Source organism: Serratia nevei, from assembly GCF_024160145.1.
Classification (GTDB): Bacteria; Pseudomonadota; Gammaproteobacteria; order Enterobacterales; family Enterobacteriaceae; genus Serratia; species Serratia nevei_A.
The window spans coordinates 37,001-63,508 of sequence record NZ_JAMYWQ010000028.1 but is presented as its reverse complement, the minus strand read 5'-3'; the positions used below and the strand labels follow the sequence as shown (position 1 = coordinate 63,508).

The following is a 26,508-nucleotide window of genomic DNA, read 5'->3' as shown; positions in this document are numbered from 1 at the left end:
GACAGGAATATAACCGGCAAAGACCCCATTCTTCGTTAAATAACCAGACTCCGGAGGAATTTGTCCGAAGTCTGCAAAAAAGCCCGGATCTCTGATTTAGTCTGGCGCTGATTTGGGGAAGAGATCAGTTATGCTTTTTGTTTTATTCAAACAAAATACTTTCCCTGTATTAAGTTGAAATTAGTAATAATTTAATGTTGTTTTTAGTTTATTGTTTTTCGCTGCAATGAATTTATTTCTTCTTGTAGCGAGTCTCTTCTTTTTTCCAGTGATGTAATTTGCTCCATTAAAGAGTCCATTTGAGCTTTTATTTTTGATGTTTGCTGACAAATGTTGCTGTAAAAATCATGTTCTCTTTTTTCGCATTCTTTTTGCATATATCCATATTCTGAGTTCAATTTTGCACGATTACTATGAAGGAATGAAATACTTCTATCAATATTATTCATGTTGTTTCTTAGTTCGGATATTTTTTCGTTGTTGCTGTTTTCTAAAGATAACTTAGCGTTATATCTATATTTGTCAAGCTGCGACGCTAGCATATCTCGCTCTCGCATTAATTTTTTATAATTCTGTTCCAATTCAGAGGTTTTTAAATCATAGAAATGCCTTATGTCTTCGGTTTTTTTATTTAAACGAGATTCTTCACCTGTCATCTGTTTATCTAAAAGGGTCTGGATATATTTATATTGACTCGATAGGTACTCTCTATCTTTACGTAGTGATTCGATAGTGGATGAATTCCCTTCTATGATGGTTTTATCTAATACAACGTAAGTTGCAGAGGCACTCAAAATGAACGTTATGATAATTGGCTTTAAGCTCTTAATGTCTTTAAAGAAGGTTATAATGGACTCTAAGGTATTCATATCATTTCCTTTTTTGATTGATACACGAATTATGTTGTAATGTTATTATGTAAATATAAAGTAATGTTCTGATGTGTTTTTTCTTTTTCAACCAAAGGGCGAAAAAGCAAGGTCAACTTGAGAAGCGTAGCTTCGATAAGTTAGCCCTTGCTTAATTAGGAAGGAAGTCTTTTACTGATTGGATTATAGTTAATGCTTTAGAAATTATGTCATCTTTGAATTGATACAATACAAACATCGTCCAAACCGATACACCGAAGAAAACTAAACCTTCCAGTATCGTTAAGGTCTTTTCAGCACTTCTCTTTTTAATTTTAAGCTTCTCAACAGCATCTGTTGTAATCTGGTTTATTTTTTTAGTTAATGCAGCATCATTTTCATCAACGTTTTCCTTTGTAAAAAGAACCATTGTTTTATTCGATGATTCAATTATGTCAGCAAGTGAATTTCTTGCATTACGAATACCTAAAATGACAACAGCACATGTAAGAAGCATCGCTATAAAAATAAGTAAGAGACCAGAAGGTGTCCAGCCTTTAATTATGGCGGTGCTAACCAGAACGGCTGGAATTGATAAAGATTTAGTCTGATGCTCCTGAACAAGTGAGTTCAGCTTCGAGAGAAAGTCTAATTTTTGCGTTTCGACCTCATGTATTATTTTGTTTATGGAATATTTGTTGATATATATTTCATAATTTATTGAAAATAAATCCCAAAGCTTTTTAGGTGATTGTAATATTGAACTAAGGAATGAAATTTTATCATTTGAATCATTGTAAAGTTCAATCAGTGATGATCTTAAAACTAACTTTCTTTCATATGAGTGTAGATCGACGCTTGTTAGCGTTGATACATCGCATGGACTAATATCAATTGAATTTAGGAAGTCCTTTTCAATGTTCTTTAATGGAAGATTATAAGTCGTTATCTTCTTAGATTTACCACCCTCCATTACAAATATATAACTTGGCCATGCATTGGAGTCGTCATATTCTACATGGTCTGATATTTTCGAAAAGATCTCACACCATTGTATATATGCTTTTGATGAATTTGAAATGCTTTCAATTTCTTCTTGTTGCAGATTTTCTATGTAAAAGCCATCAATGTTTTCTTTGTTGTTTTTTATTCTTAACCTTAAAGCTTTGAAATAGTCATCAACAGAAGAATACCAGCATATATCTGTAGTTAATAATAGCGTTACTTTTGTTTGTTCTGCTCGTTTAGTTGTTTCTAATTCTAGACAGGCTATTTCTTGCAGACGAGTAATATCATCCTCTATCTTTGAATAAGAGGAATTATCAAAAACCCATACATGGTATGGGTTATCAAACTCAATCTTTATAACCTCTTGCTTGACCTTAAGCAGGAGGTTAATAATTTCTTGATTATTCATTTGCAAGTTCTTTTAATCGAGCAATGATTATTGGATCATCAATTTTTTGAGTCAGTTTCACTTCATTTGTTTCTGCGTCAAAAACGATAGGTCTATTTGATCCAGGAAGACCTATCTGATGTTTTTTTACACTCATTTTCGCAATGCTGGTTTCAATATCTAACCATTCATATTGTTTTTTATCACTTGCTGAAACTTCAAATTCTTCGTTAACTTCAAAACCATTTTCATTTACGAAATCGACAAAGGTATTTTTATGCTCTGCTAAATCTACAGGGATTATTGCGTCAATCTGCGTTTGAATCTTATCTAAAGTTATAGATTGACCACGTTTGCAATTATTAAATAATTCTTGAACCTTAGATTCTATTTTTTCTCGTAAAGCACGACCAAAATCTTTTTGATGAGAAAACTCTTCTAATGCTTTAATACATTGTTCGCTACTGGTTTTATTTGAAATAATATCTTCGGCACCTATTGATTCCGTAAAATATTTCCTAACATCACCAGTTCCGCGAATAAAGCAAAGGTTGTTTTTATCATCATCTTCGTCATCTTCTGACATGAACCTGGTTATATCAACTCTTGCACCCTGTAAAAACTTATCCAAATCAATAATATCGACAGGATTTAGTTGCAAGTTTTCTTTAAATCTTAATGCATCTGTATTTTTCAGCATTAAAACTAAAAGCCTTTCAAAGTCTTTATGTATATTACCTTCATCATCTTCATGTTGAAGCTGATAATGAGTAAACACCAGAATTGCACCATTACTTGCTCTGGATTGCTTCGCTGAGATGATTAATTTCTTTTGAATAAAGTCATCTACAAAAACTTCAAATGAGGTTCGTTTCTCTAAAAAATTAGTTAGCTTAGAGGGGAAAGAGCTTCCTGGATAAGGTTTTTGAAACTTAGCGTAAGACTTACTGCTTCTTTGAAATCTTGCATCTACTTTTGTTGTGAATGTGATTACCTCATCCTGATCACATGGCCAAAGGGCACCAAGCTTGTAGGACCAATCCTTCTGCTCGTCTTCAGGAGGTGTGATTCTAACTGCTATAGCATTCAAAACTTGTAAGGAAGTCAATGTAAGCCCCTAATCCATTGTTATCATTTACATTTTAAAAAATGTATCCTTACTTGCCATTTTAGCACACTTGAAAAAATGAACAATATACGCCCTCAAAAATTTATGATCTTGGTCAAAATAGGCAATTTTACTAAGAAGGATAGATAGTCATTATATTCATATTATTAAATCAAAATTAGATATAAGTACCTTAAGGAATATTATGTTAATTTAATCTATTTTCATGATTTTAAGTTTCAGAACAAATATTTGAATAATTGATAATTTAATGCTAATTAATATATGTAAACATGAATTAATTAAAGTGAGGTTTTATATGAATATGAAATTGAGTAAAAAAACCCTTTGTTTTATTATTGTAAATCTTATATCCATAATGACATTAAGTAGTCAGAATACATTTATTGCTTTTTTTAATGCAAGCGTTATATGGATTGATATAATACTTATCCCGATGATGATAGTTCTATTGTTTGATTTTTTTCTTGAAGAAGTATTTACGGTAAAATAATATAACTCTTTTCGTGAAGTTTAATTTTTTGAAGCTTTCTTTTTCAGTTTTTCGTTCCTTTAAGAAATCATGGAAGGTTAGTAAGATTTTAGAAATAAGACTGTTGGCAATAACCATAAATTTTAATACTATGAGAAAGAATGTGAGTCTATCCTTTTCTAATAAATCAGCCGGAGGTAATAGATCAAGATCTTTACTGCCTGTTAATAAATAAACCAATGCTACGACCCCGGCAGATAATGCTAAAATAAAATCATTAAAATACTTGTATGACTTTCTTATATAACAGACAAAATATGTTAATGATGATGTCATCAGTAATGTCGTACTCAAATAAGTCTTGGGGTATTCAGTAATCAAAGTTATGTTAAAAATAGCAGAAACTATAATGATAATGAAAAAAGTGCCTAAGATACTTAGAATTACTCTTGCAATAGTTCTAATATATTTTTTCTTGTTATTGTTCAATGTTAGTTCCCTCTGCCTACCTTAGAAGATTAACTTACCATACATCTTAATCGCTTTCCTACCCACCAGATTCTTTATAGTAAATAACGATATGTATCCCATCAGTAAACTAGAACCTACTAAGTAAACACTTTGTTCCTGAATTTCAAGAGTTTAATCACTGAAAAATGGTACTGCTGCATCATCGGCGTATGCGAATCGAGTTTATCGGTGCTATTCATGCGATTATTTTTCCAATCCATTGAATGTAAAGGGAACTGTGATTTTCATTGTCGTCATTCGCTATCACATTGTTTCAGCAGGCGCCGCCCCATTCAGCGCTTGCCGGGCGGCGCAAATCAAATCATCAAAACGCCAGACGGCGCGCCCAAACCTGAGGTTTGCACAGACGCTTATACTAGCCCAGCGGACAATCGGCTGTCACAGGTAAAAATGGGAAGCGTAGCGCAGGGCGGGTTTGCAACGAAGCGCGATTGTCGTTCGCCTGCGGGCAACAACGCAAGTCGCTGCCCGCAGTGAGGCGGCGAATTTATTGTGCGGCGGTAAGAGGCAGGGGCATGAAGTTATGTACAATCATTGATATAATCTCTTCAATGAATTTTCTTAACGGGGGGCGTCATGAGTAATATTAAAAAAGTGCCGGTGGGTTATGTTAAGCCATCTCGTACGGACATTGCTCGCTCAGTGGCGACATCAACCGCGGTTGAAACAGGTCAACCTTCAGCCAGAATTGAAGCCTCTTTAGAAGAAGTGCGTAAAAAATTCGCTCATCTGCGCCTTGCCTAATACTTTCTTAGTGCTTGGTTGACCCAGTGTTTCATCGGCTCGTAGTTCATGTTCATACCCGAGTGAATAGCCGAGATATATTGGGCTCTGTTTTGTTCCCAGCTTTGATAATCCAACGGTTTATGTCCACCCTGAACCGCCATCACATCGGCCAACAGCCGTGACAAACGGCCATTCCCTTCTCTGAAAGGGTGTAAGAGTATCAGTTCGACATGGATTATCGCGATCGCTTCTATCAGCTGTTCTTCGCTCATGTCCGAGCAAGGTGTGTAACTTGCCAGGTATTTCACTTCGAAATCGTCCAGTAGTTTGGGCAATCGCGTCGAAGGGGCAAACATGAAGCCTCCTTTGCTGATATTGACGGTTCTTGCTTGTCCGGCCCACGCATAAATATTGCCTAACCAGCGGTGATGCCATCCCTTAAGCATCTCGACGGTGATTCTTCCTAATGGAAAGTGCTGTTCGAAAACGGAACGGTAGAGCTGCTCCAGCAACACCAACTCGGCGCCGTCGAGTTCGTCGCTATCGGTGATGCCCAGCTTATTGACTAGAACTTGCTCGCCGGATCCTCTCTCATATTGACCTTCGCTGCTGGAAACATGGTATCGGCTCATGAATACGCTCGATGATAATGAGGTGGGGGATAAGGAAAGTATAATCAGCGATGTGTGGTGGAACAATTTAATTAAAATCAGTCTATTAAGTTAGAATTAATCATAGTTCTGATTAATGCCATCGAATTAAATATTTTCAATTCATTGGATGTTAACGATACAACGCAAGTCGCTGCCCGCAGAAACGGCGTAGAGTTTATTGCGCGGCGGCGAGAGGCAGGGGCAGTTGATAGAGGCGGAAGCTGTCGGGCACTTCGGTTTCGTGGCCGGGCAGCAGGCGGTGGCGGATGCGCGATTCGCTGACGAAGGCGCAGCCTTGTGGCGTGATGGTCAGATTGACCGGCGATTCCATGCCTTGGCGCAAGACCTCAAGCCGGTGCATGCCCGCTGCCTTGGGGGACGGGATCCGCAGGATCCGCCCTTGGCCGCTCTGGATCCCGTTTTCCAGCACGATCAGCGCGCCGTCCGGTGCCAATCCTATCCCGTCCGGATTTTCAATCAGGCGCGGCAGCTGCATTTCCGTCAGCTGCGGTTTTGGATCGTTATAGCTGAGGGTGTAGAGCTTACCGGTGCCGAAATTGGTGACTGCCATCAGCCGGTCGTCGAGCAGCACGATGCCGGCTGCGCCCAGCCCGCTGGGAGCCGTTAATTGCGCATCCTGAAACAGCGTACTGAATGCCGCTTCGCCCGGTCGCAGGCGCAGGATGCCGCCGCCGCGGGTTTCCGTCACGTACACCGTACCGTCTGCGCCGAGCACAATATCGTTGCCCATTTCTCCCGCCGGCAGCGCCAGGCTGCGGTTGAGGGTGCCATCCGCGACGTTCAGCGCATAGATGCGGTTGGCGCGCGCTTTGCCGCCGGAGAGAAAGTCCGGCGAATTGCCCCACAGCAGCCCGCGCCGTTCGTCCAGCCGCAGCGCGTTGGAGGCGAACACCGTGTCAGCGCCGGGGAAGAAGGTTTCCCACGCCTGACCCGGCCGTTTGCGCAGCACGTTGCCACTGGTGATCAGCCCGACATACAGCGTACCGTCCGCCGCGCGGGCGATGCCGTTGGGGTAAAGCGCGCCGGGCGGCAGCGTTATGCTGCTTTCCGTGCAGTCCGCGCGGGCGGCGGCCTGCGCCGGCGCGCTAAGGGTGAATGCGGCTGCGAGGGTGAACAACGCCGCTCGCGCGGTAACAGCGTAGGACATGTTTCTCTCCGGGAATGGGGGAAAAGGGGCTACCAGCGCTCGGGGCGGGCAGCGTGTGCCATTGGTGCCTCCAGCTCGGCCACGTCTTCCGGCGATAGCCTGAGGTCGAGCGCCGCCAGTGCATCCTGCAGATGGTGTGGCTTGGACATGCCCACCAGCGGCGACGCCACGCCGGGTTTGGCCAACAGCCAGGCCAGCGCGATCTGCGCCGGTGGAACGCCGTGCGCGGCCGCCACCTCCGCTACCGCAGCGACGGTGCGCTCCACCTCGTTTCTGCCGCCGTACCAACGGGGCGCCTGTTCGTCGGTGGCGGCGCGCAGCGTGCCGCCACTGCCGGAGCCGGCCAGCACGCCGCGGGCCAGCGGCGACCAGGGCGTCAGGCCAAGCCCCTCCTCCAGGCACAGCGGGATCAGCTCTTCTTCGTCTTCACGCGTCACCAGGTTGTATTGGCTTTGCAGCGAAATAAACGGCGCCAGGCGGTGCTGACGTTGAAAGGCCAGCATTTTCATCAGGCGCCAGGCGTGCAGTGAAGACGCGCCGAGATAGCGGATCTTGCCCGCCCGCACCAGGCCGTCGAGGGTGTCGGCGGTTTCTTCGATCGGCGTTTCGATGTCGAAGCGGTGCAGCACGAACAGATCAAGGTAATCCGTTCCCAACCGCTGCAAAGAGGCGTCGACGCTGTGCAGCAGGTGTTTGCGCGACAGCCCACGGCTGTTCGGCTGCGCGTCCATCGGAAAGTAGGCTTTGGTGGCGATCACCACGTCTTCACGCCGGGCGAACGCCTTCAGCGCGCGGCCGAGAATACGCTCGCTTTCTCCGCCGGAGTAAATGTTGGCGGTATCGAAAAAATTGATGCCCGCCTCCAGCGCCTCGCGGATAAAGGGGCGGGCTTCGTCTTCCTTCAGCACCCAGGGCCGCCAGGCCGGATCGCCGTAGGTCATGCCGCCCAGGCAGAGGCGGGACACCTGCAGGCCGCTGTCGCCAAGCCGAAGGTAGTTCATGGCGTCGTCCTCTCAGCGCATGCCGGCGATGGTGTAACCGCCGTCCACCAGCAGGCTTTGGCCGGTGATGAAGCGGGCTTCGTCCGTCGCCAGCCACAGCGCCACATCGCCGATGTCTTCGGATTCGCCCAGGCGGCCGGCGGGCGTGTGGGCGATAAAGGGCGCGAACGCCGCGCTGTCGGCCACGCTGCCGCGCGCCATCGGCGTGTCGATGATGCCGGGGTTGATGTTGTTGATGCGGATGCCCTGGCCGCTGTATTCGAGCGCCACCGCGCGGATCATCGCATCGAGCGCGCCTTTGCTGGCGGAATAGCTGGACGAACCGGCCAGCGCGCCGTGGGTCAGCCAGGAGGAGGTGTTAACGATCACGCCGCCTGAATGCTGCGCCAGGAAGGTTTCAATCTCGTATTTCATCGCCAGCCAGACGCCACGGAGGTTAATGGCGATCACGCGGTCAAAATCCTCGCTGCTCTGTTCGGTGATGGGGGCGAAGTTGCCGATGATGCCGGCGTTGTTGAAGGCGACGTCGAGCCGGCCGTAGTGGGCGGTCACCGTGGCGAGCAGCCTGCGGATGTCGTCTTCCTGGGAGACGTCGGCCACGATGGGCAGGGCGTCGCCGCCGGCGAGCGCGATGTCGCGCGCCGTGGCTTCGATTTCCGCCGCGCGTCGGCCGGCCAGCGCCACTTTGGCGCCTTCGCGGGCATAGGCCAGCGCGGCAGCGCGGCCGATACCGGTGCCGCCGCCGCTTACCAGCACGACTTTGTCAGCCAGACGGCGCGGCGTTTCATGGGTTGGATCTGTAGCATTAATCATCGCATCGATACCTGGTAATGGGTTCGATCGCAATGCTATGTTGTTAGATGACGGATAACTATCCGCTAAAAATTCATCTCACTATTAGATAATTTATATTAATAGCATGAAGAAACCCGAATTGTCCGGCCTGGCTGCCTTCGTGGCTATCGCCAGTGAACGCAGCTTCCGCCGCGCCGCCGCCCGGCTGGGCGTGACGCCGCCGACGCTGACCCACACCCTGCGCGAACTGGAAGCGCAGGTGGGCATTCGCCTGCTAAACCGCACCACCCGCAACGTCTCGCCGACGGAGGCCGGTGAGCATCTGTTGGCGCAGCTGGTGCCGGCCTTTACCGATATCGACGCCGCGCTGGAGAGCCTGAATGCGTTTCGCGAAGGGCCACGCGGCCTGGTGCGCATCAACGCGCCGCGTTCGGCGATCGATCTCGCCATCGTGCCGCATCTGGGGCGGTTGGCCAGCGAGTACCCCGGGATTACGCTGGAGGTGGTGGCGGACGAGGGGTTTGCCAACATCGTCGAGCAAGGCTTTGACGCCGGTATTCGGCTCGGCGAGGATCTGCACAATGATATGCGTGCGGTGCGCCTGACGCCGGATCTGCGTTTCGCCATCGTCGCCACGCCGGACTATTTTCAACGCCACGGCGAACCGATGCATCCGCAGGATTTGCTGCAGCACCGCTGCATCGGTTGGCGCAAGGCCTCTTCGGGCGAGCGCTACAAATGGGCATTTCAGCAGGGCGAGCAGCGATTTTCCGTGGCGGTCAACAGCCCGTTGATACTCGATGACGGCAGGATGATGGTGCAGGCGGCGCTGGCGCACGTCGGCATCGCTTTCGCCATCGAACAGGAGGTGGAAGAACACCTGGCGAGCGGGCGGCTGCGGCGGGTGTTGGCCGACTGGTGCGCGCCGTTTCCCGGTTTTTACCTCTATTATCCCAACCGCAGGAATCATTCCGTGGCGCTGAGCACGGTGATCGAGTTGCTGCGTCTGCCCACTTAGTCCTCGTCACCGGCCATCGCGTTCGGATGGTAGTAAGCGAATCAAGCTTGAACTATTTTTATTCCCCCTTCGTTTGTTCGGGCGCAAATAATCCCTTAAATTCACGGCGAGTTTATAACTGGCTGTTTATAATTGTTATTTGAGTGTTTATTGCGAATATTCCGAGTTTTTATCGGTTATTTGAGAGCCCGGTCACACTATTTTTTTATGTGAAATGTGAAGGGGGTCAAGCCGGCAGGTCAAGGAGAGACGGTTATTTTCCTCGCTGGCTTACCGATCCGTTTTTCATGCTCCGTATACTGTCTGCCACCAGGGCAACGTGACGGAAATTTTCATAAGGAATATGCGTGAAGCAATCGTGATTGCATCTGGCATACAAATAACACGGGGTTTTTTTGATTATCTGAGGTGCTTGGTATGGAAAAGAAAAAAATCTATCTGTTTTGTTCTGCCGGTATGTCCACTTCCCTGTTGGTATCAAAAATGAAGGCGCAGGCCGAGAAATACGAAGTGCCGGTGATCATCGCCGCCTATCCGGAAGCGCTGGCCGCAGAGAAAGGCGTTGAAGCGGATCTGATCCTGCTGGGGCCGCAGATTGCCTACACCTTGCCGGAAGTGCAAAAACAGCTGCCCAATAAACCCGTTGAAGTCATCGATCCGCTGCTGTACGGCAAGGTCGATGGGCTGGGCGTGCTGAAGGCTGCGGTGGCCGCTATCAAGAAAGCCAACCAATAACAGGAGGCCGCCGTGAATACCCTCATTGCCTCGCTCGAGAAGGTTATCCTGCCTTTCGCCGTAAAAATCGGTAAGCAGCCCCACGTCAACGCCATCAAGAACGGTTTTATCCGCCTGATGCCGCTGACCTTGACCGGGGCGATGTTCGTGTTGATCAACAACGTGTTCCTGAGCTTCGGCGAAGGATCGTTCTTCTATTCGCTGGGCGTGCGCCTGGACGTCTCCACCATCGAGACGCTGAACGGGCTGAAGAGCATCGGCGGCAGCGTTTACAACGGTACGCTGGGGATCATGTCCCTGATGACGCCGTTCTTTATCAGCATGGCGTTGGCCGAAGAACGCAAGGTCGATCCGCTGGCTTCGGCGCTGCTGGCGGTGGCGGCCTTTATGACCGTCACGCCGTTCAACGTCGGCGAGGCCTATGCGGTGGGCGCCAATTGGCTGGGCGGCGCCAACATCATTTCCGGCATGGTGATCGGGCTGGCGGTGGCCGAGATGTTCGCCTTCATTGTGCGGCGCAACTGGGTGATTAGCCTGCCGGACAGCGTGCCGGCTTCGGTGTCGCGCTCCTTCTCGGCGCTGATCCCCGGCTTCGTCATCCTTTCCATCATGGGGCTGGTGGCGTTCGCGCTGGCGCATTGGGGCACCAACTTCCACCAGATCATCATGGACGGCATTTCGGCGCCGCTGGCCAAGATGGGCAGCGTGGTGGGCTGGGTGTACGTGCTGTTCTCCTCGCTGCTGTGGTTCTTTGGGGTGCACGGCTCCATGGCGCTGGCGGCGCTGGACAGCGGCATCATGACGCCGTTCGCGCTGGAAAACGTGGAGCTGTACAACCAATACGGTTCGGTCGAAGCGGCGGTGGCCGCCGGCAAAGAGTTCCACATGTGGGCGAAGCCGTTCGTCGACTCCTACATTTACCTCGGCGGCACCGGCTCGACGCTGGGCCTGATCATCGCCATCTTCATCGCCTCGCGCCGCGAGGATTATCGCCAGGTCGCCAAGCTGGCAACGCCGTCCGGCATTTTCCAGATCAACGAACCGATTCTGTTCGGCCTGCCGGTGATCATGAACCCGGTGATGTTCATTCCGTTCATCCTGGTGCAGCCGGTGCTGACCATTATCACCTCGCTGGCTTATTACTCCGGGCTGATCCCGCCTATCACCAACATCGCGCCCTGGACCATGCCGGTCGGCCTGGGGGCATTCTTCAACACCAACGGCAGCATCATGGCCATGTTGCTGAGCCTGTTCAACCTGGCGGTCGCCACCGTGATTTATCTGCCGTTTGTGGCGATCTCCAACAAAGCGCAGAGCCAGATCGACGCGGCGACGGAAAGCGAAGAAGACATCGCCAAGGCGCTGAAATTCTAACTGTGGAACGGGGCGGCGCGGCCGCCCCGCGAGGGACGCGAGTATGGAATATCAATTTGCCGACGGGTTCTGGTGGGGCAGCGCCACCTCCGCGCCGCAGTCTGAAGGGGCGGCCGCGCGGGACGGCAAGAGCCGCAACATCTTCGACTATTGGTACGAGATCGCGCCCGAGCGCTTTCACGATCGGGTGGGGCCGGCCGAGGCCTCGACCTTTTACGACCATTTCCGCACCGATATCGGGCTGCTCAAAACGCTGGGCCACAATACCTTCAGAACGTCTATTTCGTGGTCGCGGCTGATCCCGGACGGCGACGGCGAGGTGAACCCGCAGGCGGTGGCGTTCTATAACGCGATGATCGACGAGCTGCTGGCGCAGGGCATCACCCCGTTTATCAATCTCTACCACTTCGATATGCCGCTGTGCATGCAGCAGCGCGGCGGCTGGGAAAGCCGGGCGGTGGTCGAAGCCTATGCGCGTTACGCCGATACCTGTTTCGGTCTGTTTGGCGATCGGGTCACCCACTGGTTCACCTTCAACGAGCCGATCGTGCCGGTGGAGGCCGGTTACCTGAATGACCTGCACTACCCTTGCGTGGTGGACTTCAAACGGGCGGTCACCGTGGCGTATCACAGCGTACTGGCGCACGCCATGGCGGTGCAGCGTTTCAGAGCGCGTGAGCGGCCGGGGAGCATCGGCATCATTCTGAATCTGAGCCCGACCTATCCGCGCTCCGACGCGCCGGAGGATCGGCAGGCCGCGCACGACGCCGATCTGCTGCTCAACCGCAGTTTCCTCGATCCTGTCGCCAAAGGGCGTTATCCGGCGGCGTTGCTGCAGCTGCTGGAGCGGCATGGGCTGATGCCCTGTTGCGAGCCGCAGGATGCGCAGTTGATTGAAGGCGGCGTGGTGGACATCCTCGGCGTCAACTATTACCAACCGCGCAGGGTGCAGGCGAAAGCGGGGCGCCGTGCCGAGGGGCCGATCGCCTCGCCGGAGGATTTGTTCAGTGACTATGCAATGCCGGGCCGCAAAATCAATCCGCACCGCGGCTGGGAGATCTACGAAAAGGGGCTGTACGACATCCTGATGGATCTGAAAGAGAACTACGGCAATCTGCCCTGTTATATTTCGGAAAACGGCATGGGCGTTGAGGGCGAAGAGGCGTTTATCGGCGCCGATGGACGGGTGGAGGACGATTACCGCATCGACTTTATTCGCGAGCACCTGAAGTGGCTGCACCGCGCGCTGGCGGAAGGCTCGCAGTGCAAAGGCTATCATCTGTGGACCTTTATCGACTGCTGGTCCTGGCTGAACGCCTACAAGAATCGTTATGGGCTGGTGCGGCTGGATCGGGCGGATCAGCGCCGCACCATCAAGAAAAGCGGCTACTGGTTTGCCGAGGCGGCCAGACGCAACGGATTTGACTAACGGGAGGCCGACGCCGTGTCCGATAACCGAATTTCGCTGAGTGCCAACGACGTGAAGCTGATTCGCGAGCAGGATTTCTTTAACTGCAAAGATTTTCACCTGTTTATCTACAACAAAGTGGAAAGCGCCACCGGGCTGCATCAGCACGACTATTACGAGTTCACCATCGTGCTGAGCGGCAAATGCTACCAGGAGATCAACGGCAAGCGGGTGCTGCTGGAACGCGGGGATTTCGTCTTTATCCCCATCGGCTCCTACCACCAGAGCTTTTACGAGTTCGGCGCGACGAAAATCTTCAACGTGGCGGTCAGCAAAGCGTTCTTTGAAGAGCACTATTTGCAGCAGCTGCCACGCTGCTTCGTCGCCTCGCAGGCCTACAGCCTGAGAAGCGAGTTTTTGGCCTATATCGAATCGGTAGTGAGTTCACCGCAGTTCCGCGAGGACGATTTCGCCGAATTTCTCGAAACGCTGACCTTTTATGTGATCAGCCGCATTCGCCATTATAAGGAAGAAAACGACGGCGGCGATGATATCCCGCAGTGGCTGAAGAACACCCTGGCCGGCATGCATGACAAGGCGATGTTCGGCGAAAGGGCGTTGGCGAACATGGTGGCGCTGTCGGGGAAAACCCAGGAGTACCTGACCCGGGCGATGCGGCGCTACTACCATAAGACGCCAATGCAGGTGATCAATGAGATCCGTATCAGTTTCGCCAAGACGCAGCTGGAGGTCACCAACTCTTCGGTTTCCGATATCGCCTTTGATTCCGGCTATGGCGATGTCAGCCTGTTCATTAAAAACTTCAAGCGGCTCACCGATGTGACCCCAGGCAACTACCGAAAAAAGTGTTACGGCCCTCTTTAGGGCCGCTCCCGATCAGTATCAACGCCGATATGCCGATGAGCTTCAGGCCGCCGGCCGGTTAGTCATTCGATTTTTACCTTAGCGAAGGGGAATGCCGCGCCGGTCGGCCGGGCTTCCCTTGCCAAAAATTCATCTCGCGGGAGCCACTATGGAAAAACTACTGATCGTGAATGCCGACGACTTCGGCCTGAGCAAAGGACATAACTACGGCGTTATCGAGGCGTATCAGCATGGCGTGGTTTCTTCTACCACGGCGATGGTGAACGGCGGCGGCGCCCAGCACGCGGCGGCGCTCAGCCGACAATATCCGGGGTTACCGATCGGGCTGCATTTCGTTTTGACCCATGGCAGGCCGCTGGGCGCCATGCCTTCGCTGGTCAACGAGCATGGCGAACTGGGTAAATGGCTGTGGCGCCGTGCCGAGGCCGGTGAGCTGCAGCTGGACGAGATTCAGGAGGAGCTGCAGCGCCAGTTCGCGCGGTTTGTGGCGCTGTTCGGCAGGCCGCCGACGCATATCGACAGCCACCACCATGTGCATATGCAGCCGCAGATTTACCCGCTGGTGGAGGCGTTTGCGCAGGCGCAGGGTCTGCCGCTGCGCCTCGATCGCGAAGAGGCGAAACGGCGTGATATTACGTTGCAGACGCCCTGCAGCACCGACGCGTTTGATGCGGGATTCTACGGCGAGACGATTTCTGAAGCCTTGTTCCTGCAGCGGTTGACGTGCGCCGACGAGCAGGGCGCCGAGTCATTGGAAATGATGTGCCACCCGGCGTTCCTCGACGCGACGATCCTGCAGAGCAAATACTGCCACCCGCGCCTCGTCGAGCTGGATGTGTTGACCGCGCCGACGCTGAAAGCGGCGATCGCCGAACGCGGTTTTATGCTGGGCTCCTTCCAGGATCTGTAGCGCCGCCGTTTACAGCATGGCGTGCGCCTTTTTCAGGCCGGTGTCCTCTTGCGGATCGGCGCCCTGAGGCAAGGGCTCAGCCTCCTGTTCTTCGGGCTGCGGCTCATCGACATCGGGCGCCGCTTCCGGCGGCGGCATGGTGTCGTGAATGATCTGTTCATCGAAGGTCGGATTGAGCGCCGGCGACAACGGCGAACTGGCGAGGCTGTCCGGCAGCGGAATGTGCGGCACCGGCGCGTCCTGCGCCAGCTGCGGTTCCTCGGCTTTCGCCGTGCGGCTGAGGGCCGCCAGCAGCACGCCGCACAGGGCGAAGAAGGCGTACAGGATATTGCCGCCAAGCGGCTCGATCAGCGCGCCGACTGCCAAGGGCCCGATGCTGGCGCCGACGCCGAATGCCATCAGCAGACAGGCGGCCAGCGAGACCCGGCGCTCCGGCTCAATCAGATCGTTGGCCAGCGCCACCGCCAGCGGGTAGAGCGTAAACTGCAGCATGCTGACGACGAACCCCACCGCCAGCAGCAGCGGGAAATCGATGTGCGGCAGCAGCGCCAGCGGCAGCGCCGCCACGATCAGCAAAATGGCGTTGAGGCGCATCAGCAAGGGGCGATTATAGCGATCCGACAGCCAACTGAGCGGGAACTGCGCCACCAGCCCGGCGAAGATGGCCAGCGCCATGAACAGGCCGGTTTGTTGAGTGGTTAAGGATTGCAGGCTGGCGTAGACCGGCGCCAGGCCGTAAAACGAGCCCACCACCATGCCGATCACCAACGTGGTGGCCAGCACCTTGGGAATGGCGCCGACAAAGTAGCGCAGCTCCATCGGCGCCGGCGACATGTGGCGCGCATTGGTGCGGGTGGTGAGGGCGATCGGCACCAGACAGAGCGCGAAGCACAGCGCGATCATCAGCAGCGTGGCAATGCCCAGGCTGCTTTGCAGCATCAGCACGATCTGGCCCAGCGACATGCCGAGATAGGTCGCCGCCATATAGAAGCCGAACACCCTGCCGCGCTGGTTGGATTCCGCCTGGTCGTTCAGCCAGCTTTCCAGCACCATGTACTGACACATCATGCACAGCCCGATCACCAGGCGCAGCGCGACCCAGGCGGGAATGAACTCCGTCAGGCCGTGCCCCAGCACCGCGGCGGTGATGATGCCGGCGCAGGCCACGTAGGCGCGGATATGCCCGACGCGGGCGATGAGAAAGTGGCCGACCTTGCCGCCGATCACCAGCCCGATGTAGTTGGCGGCGATGATGGCGCCGATCAGCGCGCTGCTGACGTGGATGGAGGCCAGCCGCAGCGAGACGTAGGTGGTGAGCAGGCCCGAGCCCAACAGCAGCAGCAGGGTGGTGGTGTACAACGGCAAGAATACGCCCAACGTTTTTTTCACGCTATCGTCCTAATCTCTTCGGGTGCGCCCTGAGGCTGCCGCCGCCGCGTGCCGCCTCCGTGATGTTCCTTGTGCTGGTGCGCCGCCGCTCGCTGGGGCGCTTCTTTTGATACTAGCAGCTTGGCCGGGCGCTTAAAACCGCACCTCCTGCGAGGCGCTGCGCATTTCCGCGCGTCGGCCGCCGCGTCGCCTTGATAAATGCTACTATCGGGCGCATATACCTGAATTCGCGAAGGAGGGGTTATGAGTGAAAACCAACTGCGCCGGCTCAGCGTGCTGGTGGGGGAAAAACTGAAGGCCCATGGCCGCTGGATCACCTGCGCGGAATCCTGTACCGGCGGCGGTATCGCCAAGGCCATTACCGATATCGCCGGCAGCTCTGCCTATTTCGATCGCGGTTTCGTCACCTACAGCAATGCGGCGAAGCATGACCTGTTGGGGGTGAGCGAAGCCACGTTGGCGGCGCACGGCGCGGTCAGCGAAGAGGTGGTGCGCGAGATGGCGATAGGCGCGCTGCGGGCGGCGCAGGCCGATCTGGCGCTGTCGGTGAGCGGCATCGCCGGCCCGGACGGCGGCAGCGCGGAAAAGCCGGTCGGTACCGTGTGGTTCGGCTTCGCCGGCAGCGATGGCCGGGGGCTGTCGCGCAAGATGCAATTCGAGGGCGACCGCGACGCGGTGCGGCTGCAGGCGACGATTTTCGCGCTGCAAACCGCCATCGACGAATTTTTGTAAATTAGGCTTGATACTGTATGACCATACAGTATAATTAGTGACATTTCCTGCACAACATACATTCAGTGGCAGTGTGGGGTAACACCGGCATTGCGAAACGAAGGAGCAAAAATGGCTATTGATGAGAACAAGCAAAAGGCGTTAGCTGCGGCACTGGGCCAGATTGAGAAACAGTTCGGCAAAGGCTCCATCATGCGCCTGGGTGAAGACCGCTCCATGGACGTGGAAACCATCTCCACCGGCTCACTGTCACTCGATATCGCTCTGGGCGCCGGCGGCCTGCCGATGGGCCGTATCGTTGAAATCTACGGCCCGGAATCCTCCGGTAAAACCACCCTGACGCTGCAGGTGATCGCCGCTGCGCAGCGCGAAGGCAAAACCTGTGCGTTCATCGATGCCGAGCACGCGCTGGATCCTATCTATGCGAAAAAGCTGGGCGTCGATATCGACAACCTGCTGTGCTCCCAGCCGGACACCGGCGAGCAGGCGCTGGAAATCTGTGATGCGCTGACCCGCTCCGGCGCGGTTGACGTCATCATCGTCGACTCCGTGGCGGCGCTGACGCCGAAGGCAGAAATCGAAGGTGAAATCGGCGATTCGCACATGGGCCTGGCGGCACGCATGATGAGCCAGGCGATGCGTAAGCTGGCCGGCAACCTGAAAAACGCCAATACCCTGCTGATCTTCATCAACCAGATCCGTATGAAAATTGGTGTGATGTTCGGCAACCCGGAAACCACGACCGGCGGTAACGCTCTGAAGTTCTACGCTTCCGTGCGTCTGGATATCCGCCGCATCGGTGCCATCAAAGAGGGCGACGAAGTGGTGGGCAGCGAAACCCGCGTGAAAGTGGTGAAGAACAAAATCGCTGCGCCGTTCAAGCAGGCTGAGTTCCAAATCATGTACGGCGAAGGCATCAACAGCCGTGGCGAGCTGGTCGATCTGGGCGTGAAGCACAAGATGATCGAAAAAGCCGGCGCCTGGTACAGCTATAATGGCGAGAAGATCGGTCAGGGCAAGGCGAATGCCTGTAACTTCCTGAAAGAAAACCCGGCTATCGCCGCCGAGCTGGATAAGAAGCTGCGTGACCTGCTGCTGCACAGCGGCGGTGAACTGGTGGCCGCTTCCGGTGACGACTTCGAAGACGATGAAGCGGAAACCAGCGAGCAGTTCTAATCGCTGAAGATGTGCGCCGCCGCTCCTGTGGCGCATATCCTATAAATTCAGGCTTGAATGATGAATGATTTGCTAAGCCGCGCCATGCGCCTGCTGTCGCAACGCGATCATAGTGAAGCTGAACTGCGCCGCAAACTTGCGGCGCAGCCGTTTGTGGCGAAAGCCCGTTTTGGCGGCAAGGGGCCACATGCGCCAGCCTCAGCGCCGGTGGCTGAAGAGCCGGTGGATCCTGCGCTGATTGAGCAGGTTATCGCCTACTGCTATCAGCATAACTGGCTGGACGATAAGCGTTTCGCCCGTAGCTACATCGGCAGCCGCAGCCGCAAGGGGTATGGCGCACAGCGCATCCGCAGCGAACTGATGCAAAAGGGTGTCGACAAAGCGCTGGTGCAGGACGCGCTGGCGGACTGCGACATCGACTGGTGTGAACAGGCAAAACAGGTGGCGCAGCGAAAATTCGGCGATGCGTTGCCGACCGACTGGAAAGATAAAGCCAAAGTGCAGCGCTATCTGCTCTATCGCGGCTTCTTCCATGAAGAAATTCAGTCAATTTACCGTGATTTTGCGCAATGAGCGCACACGGGGTTTTACTTCCCTCTGAAGAAAATTTATCTTATCCCCACTTTTTGTTCGTGAGCTGGTTGTCATCGTCGGGATGACGCGTCACCGGCTCACGTGTCGTTATTCTAGCCTTTCCAGGAAAATTATGAGCAAGAGCACCGCTGAGATCCGTCAAGCGTTTCTCGATTTCTTTCATAGTAAGGGTCACCAGGTTGTAGCAAGCAGCTCCCTGGTGCCTAACAATGATCCGACATTGCTGTTTACCAATGCCGGCATGAACCAATTTAAGGATGTTTTCCTGGGGCTGGACAAACGCGCCTATTCCCGCGCCACCACCTCGCAGCGCTGCGTGCGCGCAGGCGGCAAGCATAACGACCTGGAAAACGTCGGTTATACCGCTCGCCACCACACCTTCTTTGAAATGCTGGGCAACTTCAGCTTCGGCGACTACTTCAAGCATGATGCGATCAGCTACGCGTGGGAACTGCTGACCGGTGAAAACTGGTTCAACCTGCCGAAAGAGCGGCTGTGGGTCACCGTGTATGAAACCGATGACGAAGCGTTCGACATTTGGCAGAAGCAAATCGGCGTACCGGCCGAGCGTATCATCCGCATCGGCGACAACAAGGGCGCACCTTTCGCGTCCGATAACTTCTGGCAGATGGGCGACACCGGCCCATGCGGCCCGTGCACCGAAATCTTCTACGATCACGGCGATCACATCTGGGGCGGCCCTCCTGGCAGCCCGGAAGAAGACGGCGACCGCTACATCGAGATCTGGAACATCGTTTTCATGCAGTTCAACCGCCAGTCCGACGGCACCATGCTGCCGCTGCCGAAACCTTCGGTGGATACCGGCATGGGCCTGGAGCGCATCGCGGCGGTGTTGCAGCATGTGAACTCCAACTATGAAATCGATCTGTTCCGTACTCTCATCGCCGCCGTGGCGAAAGTGACCGGTGCGACCGATCTGGACAACAAATCCCTGCGCGTTATCGCCGACCACATCCGTTCCTGCGCCTTCCTGGTGTCGGACGGCGTGATCCCGTCTAACGAAAACCGTGGCTACGTGCTGCGCCGCATCATTCGTCGCGCGATTCGCCACGGCAACATGCTGGGCGCGAAAGACACCTTCTTCTACAAGCTGGTGGCGCCACTGATCGAAGTGATGGGCCCGGCGGCCGACGAACTGAAACGCCAGCAATCGCTGGTGGAGCAGGTGCTGAAAACCGAAGAAGAGCAGTTTGCCCGCACGCTGGAGCGTGGTCTGGCGCTGCTGGACGAAGAGCTGGCTAAGCTGCAGGGCGATACCCTGGATGGCGAAACCGCTTTCCGTCTGTACGATACCTACGGTTTCCCGGTCGATCTGACCGCTGACGTTTGCCGCGAGCGCGGCCTGAAAGTTGACGAAGCGGGCTTTGAACACGCGATGGAGGCGCAGCGCCGCCGTGCGCGCGAATCCAGCGGCTTCGGTGCCGACTACAACAGCCTGATCCGCGTGGACGGCAGCAGCCAGTTCAGCGGTTACGATCACGACGAGCAGCAGGCGACGGTCATCGCGCTGTTCCGCGACGGCCAGCCGGTCGAGCAGATCAACGCCGGCGAAGAAGCGGTGGTGGTGCTGGATGAGACACCGTTCTACGGCGAATCCGGTGGCCAGGTCGGCGATAAAGGCGTGCTGAAAGCCGCCGGCGCAGAGTTTGTAGTCAACGACACCCAGAAATACGGCCAGGCTATTGGCCACCAGGGCAAACTGGCGCAGGGTTCGCTGAAGCTGAACGATCGCGTGGATGCGCAGATCGACGCTGAGCGCCGCAACAGCATTCGTCTGAACCACTCCGCGACTCACCTGCTGCACGCCGCGCTGCGCCAAACGTTGGGCGACCACGTTGCGCAGAAAGGCTCGCTGGTTAACGACAAATACCTGCGTTTCGACTTCTCGCACTTCGAAGCGATGAAGCCGGAGCAAATCCGCGCGGTGGAAGACCTGGTGAACCAGCAGGTGCGTCGTAACCTGCCGGTACAGACCGAGCTGATGGCGTTGGAAGATGCCAAAGAGAAGGGCGCGATGGCGCTGTTCGGCGAGAAGTACGATGACAACGTGCGCGTACTGACCATGGGCGACTTCTCCACCGAGCTGTGCGGCGGTACTCACGCCAGCCGCACCGGTGATATCGGCCTGTTCCGCATTCTGAGCGAGTCGGGCACCGCGGCGGGCATTCGCCGTATTGAAGCGGTGACCGGCGCAGGCGCTATCGCCACGCTGCACCAGCAAAGCGATTTGTTGCAAGACGTTGCGCAGCTGGTTAAGGGCGACAGCAACACCCTGACCGATAAAGTGCGCTCGGTGCTGGATCGCACCCGCGCGCTGGAAAAAGAACTGCAGCAGCTGAAAGATCAGCAGGCGGCGCAGGAAAGCGCGTCGCTGTCCAGCCAGGCAAAAGTGGTTAACGGCGTGAAGCTGTTGGTCAGCCAGTTGGACAATGTCGAAGCCAAAATGCTGCGCACCATGGTGGACGACCTGAAAAATCAATTGGGTTCGGCCATCATCGTGTTGGCAACGACGGCGGATGACAAAGTCAGCCTGGTTGCAGGCGTGACCAAGGATCTGACTGACCGCGTGAAAGCCGGCGAGTTGATCGGCAACGTGGCGCAGCAGGTCGGCGGCAAGGGCGGCGGTCGCCCGGATATGGCGATGGCGGGGGGGACGGATATTAACGCCCTGCCAGCGGCGTTAAACAGCGTAGAAGCCTGGGTGGCCTCGAAGCTGTGAATATAAATAAATAGCACGGACAAACGCCATAATACTTTGTTGATTATGGCGTTTTCATACTGTGCTAACACAATTTAGTTACAATTGCGGGAACAAAGTTTTTCAGGTCGGCTAAACTTACCATTATCTGAGGTGGGACCAAGTCTGCTTACACTTATTGTGGGTTGCGCGGCTTACGTTTTCACCACATATGATGGATAATGACGGGGAAACTGAGAGACCCGACTCTTTTAATCTTTCAAGGAGCAAAGAATGTTAATTCTGACTCGTCGAGTTGGTGAAACCCTCATGATTGGCGATGAGGTTACGGTCACTGTGCTAGGGGTAAAAGGCAACCAGGTGCGTATTGGTGTGAACGCCCCCAAAGAGGTTTCGGTTCACCGTGAAGAAATCTATCAGCGCATTCAGGCAGAGAAGTCTCAGCAGACGACTTACTGATTCCGAAGCAGCGTCTCGTTGCCAGACGAGACGCTACTGCATTGTTTTACCCACTTCCTTCGCTCTCCCCCTTCTTTTTCGTGATTATTTTCCCGGTTAGTTTTCCGCTTTGTTGCTATAGACGCTGCGGTTGCCTGTTGATAAAACGCCCTTTTTGCCGTGAAATCGCCCATGTTGAGTGTGAATTGTGCAAACGCGCATGAGTTGGGAAAAATTGTTTGACTTAAAAGTCGGAGAAAGTAATATGTGCGCCACGCAGTGCCGATGAGCTTCTCTAAAGCAAGTCAGGCACAATTCGAAAGAAGCGTTTGGTGAGGTGGCCGAGAGGCTGAAGGCGCTCCCCTGCTAAGGGAGTATGCGGTCAAAAGCTGCATCCGGGGTTCGAATCCCCGCCTCACCGCCATTTGCATCCGTAGCTCAGCTGGATAGAGTACTCGGCTACGAACCGAGCGGTCGGAGGTTCGAATCCTCCCGGATGCACCATATTAGCCGTATGGTAGAGTTGGGAACAAAGTACCATAGGGTATCAAAGAATTACTGTGCATCCGTAGCTCAGCTGGATAGAGTACTCGGCTACGAACCGAGCGGTCGGAGGTTCGAATCCTCCCGGATGCACCATTCTTCACTTCCCGTATCGCGAAGAGCAATCTTCAGGCGGACAGTAAAAAAGAAAGTGTCCCTTAGGGAGGATAACGTTGCTTTAGCAACGGCCAGAAGGGTGAGGCGCTAGCGCCGAATCATCCTCCCGGATGCACCATTCTTTAAGTCTGGCTTCATTAGCGAAGCAGGCAAGCAGTAAAAACAGTAATGCATCCGTAGCTCAGCTGGATAGAGTACTCGGCTACGAACCGAGCGGTCGGAGGTTCGAATCCTCCCGGATGCACCATCTAAGAGAAACCCGCTTCGGCGGGTTTTTCGCTTTTCAGCTTTTTCCATCCTCCTTTTTCCCTTTGCGCCCGATCGGGCACAGCACATTCCGTTATGACGCAGTCAGCGACAACCCAACGGCTTTACGCTAAAGTAGTTTTCTTTCCTCCACGATCATGGAGTAACGATGTACGACCGCTATCAGGGTCTTATTTTCGACATGGACGGCACGATTCTGGACACCGAGCCAACGCACCGCAAAGCGTGGCGTGAAGTGCTGTCCCGTTATGGCATGACGTTTGATGAAGCGGCCATGGTGGCGCTGAGCGGTTCACCGACCTGGCGCATCGCGCAGGCGATTATCGCCAGCCATCAGGCCGATCTCGATCCCCATCACCTGGCCGCGGAGAAAACCCGCGCGGTGGAAGCGATGCTGTTGGACAGCGTGCGTCCATTGCCACTGATCGAGGTGGTGAAGTCCTATCACGGCCGCCGTCCGATGGCGGTCGGTACCGGCAGCGAGCACCGCATGGCGGAAATGCTGCTGCGTCATCTCGGCCTGTTCAACTGCTTCGACGCGATCGTCGGTGCGGACGACGTACAGCGCCATAAACCGGAGCCGGACACCTTCCTGCGCTGTGCCGAACTGATCGGCGTGCCGCCGGAAAAATGCGTGGTGTTTGAAGACGCCGATTTCGGCATTCAGGCGGCGAAAAGTGCCGGTATGGCTGTGGTAGACGTTCGTACGCTGTGAGTAGTACGCTAGCCGTAATATCGTTATTTGGCAGCAGTTTCCTCAGTGCGACGCTGCTGCCGGGAAATTCAGAAATCGTTCTGGTCGCCTTGCTGACCCAGAGTCACGTCTCGCCGGAGTTGCTGGTGCTGGCCGCGACCCTGGGCAACACGCTGGGTGGCTTGACCAATGTCATTATCGGGCGCCTGTTACCGGCGTTGAAACCACAGCGGGGGCTGGCAACGGCGCTCGGGTGGCTGCAACGCTTCGGCCCGGCTGCGCTGCTGCTCAGCTGGGTGCCGGTGGTGGGCGATTTGTTGTGCGTGTTGGCAGGTTGGCTACGCATGCCCTGGGGCTCTGTCGCGCTGTTTCTGTGTATCGGAAAGGCGCTGCGTTACATCATTTTGGCTATGATAACGGTACAGGGCATCGCCTGGTGGCAGTAACCAAGTGAATATAACTCAATATTCTCTCGGGTGCGGATTCAGTATGCTTACGAGTTATTGTTTTTAGAAGCGGGAGGTCAATTTGATCCCGGACGTATCACAGGCGCTTTCTTGGTTGGAAGCCCATCCTCAGGCATTAAAAGGCATTCGTCGTGGCATCGAGCGTGAAACGCTGCGGGTCAAGGCGGACGGCACCTTGGCGACCACCGGGCATCCGGAAAAGCTGGGCGCGGCATTGACGCACCACTGGATCACCACGGACTTCGCCGAAGCGCTGTTAGAGTTCATTACGCCGGTTGATGACAATATCGATCACTTGCTGACGTTCCTGCGCGATATTCATCGCTACGTGGCGCGTAATATTGGCGATGAGCGCATGTGGCCGCTCAGCATGCCGTGCTTTATTGAAGCCGAGCAGGATATCGAGCTGGCGCAGTTCGGTTCGTCGAACATCGGCCGCATGAAGACGCTGTACCGCGAAGGGTTGAAGAATCGCTACGGCGCGCTGATGCAGACCATTTCCGGCGTGCATTACAACTTCTCGCTGCCGCTGGAGTTTTGGCAGGCCTGGGCCGGCGTGCAGGACGCAGAAAGCGGTAAAGAGCAGATCTCGGCGGGGTATTTCCGCCTGATCCGCAACTACTACCGTTTCGGCTGGGTGATCCCGTATCTGTTCGGCGCATCGCCGGCCATTTGTTCTTCGTTCCTCAAAGGGCGTGAGACCAGTCTGCCGTTCGAGCGCACCGAGCAGGGGATGTGCTACTTGCCTTACGCCACCTCGCTGCGTCTGAGCGACCTGGGTTACACCAACAAGTCGCAGAGCAATCTGGGCATCACCTTCAACGATCTGCACAGCTATGTGGCCGGTCTGAAGCGGGCGATCGCCACGCCTTCCGAAGAGTTCGCCAAGCTGGGCGTGAAAGAGGGCGATCGCTACCTGCAGCTGAACAGCAACGTGCTGCAAATCGAGAACGAGCTGTATGCGCCGATCCGGCCGAAGCGCGTGACCCAAAGCGGCGAGACGCCGTCAGACGCGCTGCTGCGCGGCGGCATCGAATACATCGAAGTGCGTTCGCTGGACATCAACCCGTTCTCGCCGATCGGCGTGGATGCGGTGCAGGCGCGTTTCCTGGATCTGTTCCTGGTGTGGTGCGCGCTGGCCGATGCGCCGGAGATGAGCAGCGATGAACTGCTGTGCACGCGCAAGAACTGGAATCGGGTAATTCTTGAAGGGCGCAAGCCGGGCCAGACCATCGGCATCGGTTGCGACGCCAGCCGAGAACCGCTGGAGAAAGTGGGCAAGGCGCTGTTTGACGATTTGCTCCGGGTGGCGGAAGTGTTGGACGGCGAAGCCGGCAACCGCCAATACCAGCAGGTGTGCGATGAGCTGGTCGCCGCGTTCGACGATCCTGAGCTGACCTTCTCCGCGCGCATTCTGAAGGCGATGAAGGCGGAAGGCACTGGGCGCGTCGGGTTACAGCTGGCGGAGCAGTATCGCCAGACATTGCTCGAAGAGCCGTTGGAAATCCTGAACGAAGCCGAGCTGGATAAAGAGCGGGAAGCCTCGTGGCAGCGTCAACGCGACATGGAAGCCAATGATACGCTAAGCTTTGAAGCGTTCCTGAAGCAAAACGGCGGAAGCTGAAAAAGAAAAAGGCCACATCAATGTGGCCAAATATGCATCTCTGATGACAGGGATGATGATAACAAATGCGCGTCTTTCACATACTCAGACTCGCAGGGTTGGAAAAGGTTTCCCGGTTAGGAAAAAAAGTTTCGAAATAAATGCTCTTTTACGAGGAGGTAGCGAAATGCCATTGCTGGATAGCTTTACCGTCGATCATACCCGTATGGCAGCCCCGGCTGTCCGCGTTGCCAAAACCATGAAAACCCCTCATGGCGATACCATCACGGTGTTTGATCTGCGCTTTTGCCGCCCGAACCTGGAAGTGATGCCCGAGCGCGGTATTCATACGCTGGAGCACCTGTTCGCCGGCTTTATGCGTGACCACCTGAACGGCCAGGGCGTGGAGATTATCGATATCTCCCCGATGGGCTGTCGTACCGGTTTTTACATGAGCCTGATCGGCGTGCCGGAAGAGCAGCGTGTCGCCGATGCATGGAAAGCGGCGATGGCCGACGTGCTGAAAGTGACCGACCAGCGCAAGATCCCTGAGCTGAACGAATACCAGTGCGGCACTTACCATATGCACTCGCTGGAAGAAGCACAGGAGATCGCCAAGCACATCCTGGATAACGACGTGGTGGTGAACCACAACGACGAGCTGGCGCTGCCGAAAGAGAAGCTGCAGGAACTGCATATCTAGCCGCGAGTTTCCCGCAG

27 protein-coding genes and 4 tRNA genes are annotated in these 26,508 nt (G+C 54.2%); 21 read left to right on the top strand and 10 right to left on the bottom strand.

All coding sequences use genetic code 11. From position 1 onward, the window contains the following. On the top strand, positions 1-95 hold a 95-nt coding region (locus M6G53_RS25730), incomplete at its 5' end, for an integrase core domain-containing protein (RefSeq protein WP_494546272.1). A gap of 108 nt (positions 96-203) precedes the next feature. Here the strand turns inward: M6G53_RS25730 and M6G53_RS18265 are convergent. The 4 genes from M6G53_RS18265 to M6G53_RS18250 all read right to left on the bottom strand — a co-directional run bounded on the left by M6G53_RS18265 (position 204) and on the right by M6G53_RS18250 (position 4,334). Beyond that, positions 204-869 carry a hypothetical protein gene (locus M6G53_RS18265; protein ID WP_253333557.1) on the bottom strand — a complete coding sequence of 222 codons (666 nt, stop codon included), beginning with the start codon at positions 867-869 and terminating at the stop codon, positions 204-206. Between the two features lie 151 nt (positions 870-1,020). Further along, positions 1,021-2,265, bottom strand: coding sequence for a hypothetical protein (locus M6G53_RS18260; protein ID WP_097733594.1), 1,245 nt, complete (start codon positions 2,263-2,265; stop codon positions 1,021-1,023). After that, positions 2,258-3,352, bottom strand: a complete 1,095-nt coding sequence (locus M6G53_RS18255) for a nucleoid-associated protein (RefSeq protein WP_253333555.1) — start codon at positions 3,350-3,352, stop codon at positions 2,258-2,260. Before M6G53_RS18255 ends, M6G53_RS18260 begins: the two co-directional genes overlap by 8 nt. Positions 3,353-3,821: 469 nt before the next feature. Next, on the bottom strand, positions 3,822-4,334 hold the full coding sequence (locus M6G53_RS18250; protein WP_253333552.1) for a hypothetical protein: 513 nt from the start codon (positions 4,332-4,334) through the stop codon (positions 3,822-3,824). A 618-nt stretch (positions 4,335-4,952) separates the two neighbouring features. Here M6G53_RS18250 and M6G53_RS18245 point away from each other — a divergent pair. Further along, on the top strand, positions 4,953-5,120 hold the full coding sequence (locus tag M6G53_RS18245) for a hypothetical protein (protein WP_253333550.1): 168 nt from the start codon (positions 4,953-4,955) through the stop codon (positions 5,118-5,120). Here M6G53_RS18245 and M6G53_RS18240 read toward each other — a convergent pair. From M6G53_RS18240 to M6G53_RS18225, 4 genes are all read right to left on the bottom strand, one after another. Then, positions 5,117-5,734 carry a Fic/DOC family protein gene (locus M6G53_RS18240; protein ID WP_253333549.1) on the bottom strand — a complete coding sequence of 206 codons (618 nt, stop codon included), beginning with the start codon at positions 5,732-5,734 and terminating at the stop codon, positions 5,117-5,119. The two genes, M6G53_RS18245 and M6G53_RS18240, sit on opposite strands and share 4 nt — an antisense overlap. Positions 5,735-5,930: 196 nt before the next feature. Continuing rightward, a complete protein-coding gene (locus M6G53_RS18235) occupies positions 5,931-6,923 on the bottom strand; it encodes a Vgb family protein (RefSeq protein ID WP_253333547.1) in 993 nt (330 codons plus the stop codon). A gap of 29 nt (positions 6,924-6,952) precedes the next feature. Further along, positions 6,953-7,924 (bottom strand): aldo/keto reductase, encoded by a 972-nt coding sequence (locus M6G53_RS18230; RefSeq protein ID WP_253333545.1) that lies wholly within the window; start codon positions 7,922-7,924, stop codon positions 6,953-6,955. Positions 7,925-7,936: 12 nt separating this feature from the next. Beyond that, positions 7,937-8,737: an SDR family NAD(P)-dependent oxidoreductase gene (locus M6G53_RS18225; protein WP_253333543.1), complete on the bottom strand. Its 801-nt coding sequence runs from the start codon at positions 8,735-8,737 to the stop codon at positions 7,937-7,939. A gap of 106 nt (positions 8,738-8,843) precedes the next feature. On the opposite strand from M6G53_RS18225, the gene M6G53_RS18220 reads away from it, so the two are divergent. The 6 genes from M6G53_RS18220 (at position 8,844) to chbG (ending at position 15,049) form a co-directional block, all read left to right on the top strand. Continuing rightward, positions 8,844-9,737, top strand: coding sequence for a LysR family transcriptional regulator (locus M6G53_RS18220; RefSeq protein WP_253333541.1), 894 nt, complete (start codon positions 8,844-8,846; stop codon positions 9,735-9,737). 417 nt (positions 9,738-10,154) lie between these two features. After that, positions 10,155-10,472: a PTS sugar transporter subunit IIB gene (locus M6G53_RS18215; RefSeq protein WP_004932561.1), complete on the top strand. Its 318-nt coding sequence runs from the start codon at positions 10,155-10,157 to the stop codon at positions 10,470-10,472. A 12-nt stretch (positions 10,473-10,484) separates the two neighbouring features. Then, positions 10,485-11,846: a PTS N,N'-diacetylchitobiose transporter subunit IIC gene (gene chbC / locus M6G53_RS18210; protein WP_253333539.1), complete on the top strand. Its 1,362-nt coding sequence runs from the start codon at positions 10,485-10,487 to the stop codon at positions 11,844-11,846. A 43-nt stretch (positions 11,847-11,889) separates the two neighbouring features. Further along, positions 11,890-13,275 carry a glycoside hydrolase family 1 protein gene (locus M6G53_RS18205; RefSeq protein ID WP_253333537.1) on the top strand — a complete coding sequence of 462 codons (1,386 nt, stop codon included), beginning with the start codon at positions 11,890-11,892 and terminating at the stop codon, positions 13,273-13,275. 15 nt (positions 13,276-13,290) lie between these two features. Continuing rightward, a complete protein-coding gene (gene chbR / locus M6G53_RS18200; protein WP_194572512.1) occupies positions 13,291-14,139 on the top strand; it encodes a transcriptional regulator ChbR in 849 nt (282 codons plus the stop codon). Positions 14,140-14,287: 148 nt separating this feature from the next. Beyond that, positions 14,288-15,049 (top strand): chitin disaccharide deacetylase, encoded by a 762-nt coding sequence (chbG, locus tag M6G53_RS18195; RefSeq protein WP_253333535.1) that lies wholly within the window; start codon positions 14,288-14,290, stop codon positions 15,047-15,049. A 9-nt stretch (positions 15,050-15,058) separates the two neighbouring features. On the opposite strand, the gene M6G53_RS18190 is transcribed toward chbG, so the two are convergent. Continuing rightward, positions 15,059-16,438 carry an MFS transporter gene (locus tag M6G53_RS18190; RefSeq protein WP_253333533.1) on the bottom strand — a complete coding sequence of 460 codons (1,380 nt, stop codon included), beginning with the start codon at positions 16,436-16,438 and terminating at the stop codon, positions 15,059-15,061. Positions 16,439-16,681: 243 nt separating this feature from the next. On the opposite strand from M6G53_RS18190, the gene pncC reads away from it, so the two are divergent. The 3 genes from pncC (at position 16,682) to recX (ending at position 18,919) form a co-directional block, all read left to right on the top strand. After that, entirely contained in the window at positions 16,682-17,170 is a 489-nt protein-coding gene (gene pncC / locus M6G53_RS18185) for a nicotinamide-nucleotide amidase (RefSeq protein WP_253333531.1), read from the top strand. A gap of 111 nt (positions 17,171-17,281) precedes the next feature. Then, the gene (recA, locus tag M6G53_RS18180; protein WP_004932541.1) at positions 17,282-18,346 is read left to right on the top strand and encodes a recombinase RecA; all 1,065 of its coding nucleotides are present in this window, start codon (positions 17,282-17,284) and stop codon (positions 18,344-18,346) included. 60 nt (positions 18,347-18,406) lie between these two features. Continuing rightward, positions 18,407-18,919, top strand: coding sequence for a recombination regulator RecX (gene recX / locus M6G53_RS18175; protein ID WP_253333529.1), 513 nt, complete (start codon positions 18,407-18,409; stop codon positions 18,917-18,919). A 40-nt stretch (positions 18,920-18,959) separates the two neighbouring features. On the opposite strand, the gene M6G53_RS18170 is transcribed toward recX, so the two are convergent. Then, on the bottom strand, positions 18,960-19,103 hold the full coding sequence (locus M6G53_RS18170; protein WP_162091232.1) for a hypothetical protein: 144 nt from the start codon (positions 19,101-19,103) through the stop codon (positions 18,960-18,962). Here M6G53_RS18170 and alaS point away from each other — a divergent pair. The 10 genes from alaS (at position 19,053) to luxS (ending at position 26,491) form a co-directional block, all read left to right on the top strand. Then, the gene (alaS, locus tag M6G53_RS18165) at positions 19,053-21,680 is read left to right on the top strand and encodes an alanine--tRNA ligase (protein WP_253333527.1); all 2,628 of its coding nucleotides are present in this window, start codon (positions 19,053-19,055) and stop codon (positions 21,678-21,680) included. The genes M6G53_RS18170 and alaS overlap by 51 nt on opposite strands. A gap of 252 nt (positions 21,681-21,932) precedes the next feature. Continuing rightward, positions 21,933-22,118 carry a carbon storage regulator CsrA gene (gene csrA / locus M6G53_RS18160; RefSeq protein ID WP_004091602.1) on the top strand — a complete coding sequence of 62 codons (186 nt, stop codon included), beginning with the start codon at positions 21,933-21,935 and terminating at the stop codon, positions 22,116-22,118. A gap of 310 nt (positions 22,119-22,428) precedes the next feature. Next, positions 22,429-22,521 (top strand) — tRNA-Ser (locus M6G53_RS18155). 3 nt (positions 22,522-22,524) lie between these two features. After that, positions 22,525-22,601: transfer RNA gene (locus M6G53_RS18150), tRNA-Arg, on the top strand. A gap of 58 nt (positions 22,602-22,659) precedes the next feature. Beyond that, positions 22,660-22,736: transfer RNA gene (locus tag M6G53_RS18145), tRNA-Arg, on the top strand. Positions 22,737-22,927: 191 nt separating this feature from the next. Further along, positions 22,928-23,004: transfer RNA gene (locus M6G53_RS18140), tRNA-Arg, on the top strand. Between the two features lie 168 nt (positions 23,005-23,172). Next, positions 23,173-23,739 carry a fructose-1-phosphate/6-phosphogluconate phosphatase gene (gene yqaB / locus M6G53_RS18135; RefSeq protein WP_033637176.1) on the top strand — a complete coding sequence of 189 codons (567 nt, stop codon included), beginning with the start codon at positions 23,173-23,175 and terminating at the stop codon, positions 23,737-23,739. Next, entirely contained in the window at positions 23,736-24,164 is a 429-nt protein-coding gene (locus M6G53_RS18130) for a YqaA family protein (protein ID WP_253333525.1), read from the top strand. The genes yqaB and M6G53_RS18130 overlap by 4 nt, the downstream gene beginning before the upstream one ends. An 82-nt stretch (positions 24,165-24,246) precedes the next feature. Further along, on the top strand, positions 24,247-25,809 hold the full coding sequence (gene gshA, locus M6G53_RS18125; protein WP_253333523.1) for a glutamate--cysteine ligase: 1,563 nt from the start codon (positions 24,247-24,249) through the stop codon (positions 25,807-25,809). Between the two features lie 166 nt (positions 25,810-25,975). Next, complete coding sequence (gene luxS, locus M6G53_RS18120) at positions 25,976-26,491, top strand: S-ribosylhomocysteine lyase (RefSeq protein WP_019455133.1); 516 nt, start codon at positions 25,976-25,978, stop codon at positions 26,489-26,491. The last annotated feature ends 17 nt before the right edge of the window (positions 26,492-26,508 follow it).

Bases quoted from the DNA above. Each gene is read 5' to 3' on its own strand.
- chbG (WP_253333535.1), top strand. From the start codon at position 14,288: ATGGAAAAACTACTGATCGTGAATGCCGACGACTTCGGCCTGAGCAAA.
- M6G53_RS18220 (WP_253333541.1), top strand. From the start codon at position 8,844: ATGAAGAAACCCGAATTGTCCGGCCTGGCTGCCTTCGTGGCTATCGCC.
- M6G53_RS18245 (WP_253333550.1), top strand. From the start codon at position 4,953: ATGAGTAATATTAAAAAAGTGCCGGTGGGTTATGTTAAGCCATCTCGT.
- M6G53_RS18225 (WP_253333543.1), bottom strand. From the start codon at position 8,737: ATGATTAATGCTACAGATCCAACCCATGAAACGCCGCGCCGTCTGGCT.
- M6G53_RS18260 (WP_097733594.1), bottom strand. From the start codon at position 2,265: ATGAATAATCAAGAAATTATTAACCTCCTGCTTAAGGTCAAGCAAGAG.
- M6G53_RS18205 (WP_253333537.1), top strand. From the start codon at position 11,890: ATGGAATATCAATTTGCCGACGGGTTCTGGTGGGGCAGCGCCACCTCC.
- recX (WP_253333529.1), top strand. From the start codon at position 18,407: ATGAATGATTTGCTAAGCCGCGCCATGCGCCTGCTGTCGCAACGCGAT.
- alaS (WP_253333527.1), top strand. From the start codon at position 19,053: ATGAGCAAGAGCACCGCTGAGATCCGTCAAGCGTTTCTCGATTTCTTT.
- M6G53_RS18240 (WP_253333549.1), bottom strand. From the start codon at position 5,734: ATGAGCCGATACCATGTTTCCAGCAGCGAAGGTCAATATGAGAGAGGA.
- yqaB (WP_033637176.1), top strand. From the start codon at position 23,173: ATGTACGACCGCTATCAGGGTCTTATTTTCGACATGGACGGCACGATT.
- pncC (WP_253333531.1), top strand. From the start codon at position 16,682: ATGAGTGAAAACCAACTGCGCCGGCTCAGCGTGCTGGTGGGGGAAAAA.
- M6G53_RS18215 (WP_004932561.1), top strand. From the start codon at position 10,155: ATGGAAAAGAAAAAAATCTATCTGTTTTGTTCTGCCGGTATGTCCACT.
- M6G53_RS18235 (WP_253333547.1), bottom strand. From the start codon at position 6,923: ATGTCCTACGCTGTTACCGCGCGAGCGGCGTTGTTCACCCTCGCAGCC.
- M6G53_RS18230 (WP_253333545.1), bottom strand. From the start codon at position 7,924: ATGAACTACCTTCGGCTTGGCGACAGCGGCCTGCAGGTGTCCCGCCTC.
- M6G53_RS18170 (WP_162091232.1), bottom strand. From the start codon at position 19,103: ATGAAAGAAATCGAGAAACGCTTGACGGATCTCAGCGGTGCTCTTGCT.
- M6G53_RS18265 (WP_253333557.1), bottom strand. From the start codon at position 869: ATGAATACCTTAGAGTCCATTATAACCTTCTTTAAAGACATTAAGAGC.
- recA (WP_004932541.1), top strand. From the start codon at position 17,282: ATGGCTATTGATGAGAACAAGCAAAAGGCGTTAGCTGCGGCACTGGGC.
- csrA (WP_004091602.1), top strand. From the start codon at position 21,933: ATGTTAATTCTGACTCGTCGAGTTGGTGAAACCCTCATGATTGGCGAT.
- luxS (WP_019455133.1), top strand. From the start codon at position 25,976: ATGCCATTGCTGGATAGCTTTACCGTCGATCATACCCGTATGGCAGCC.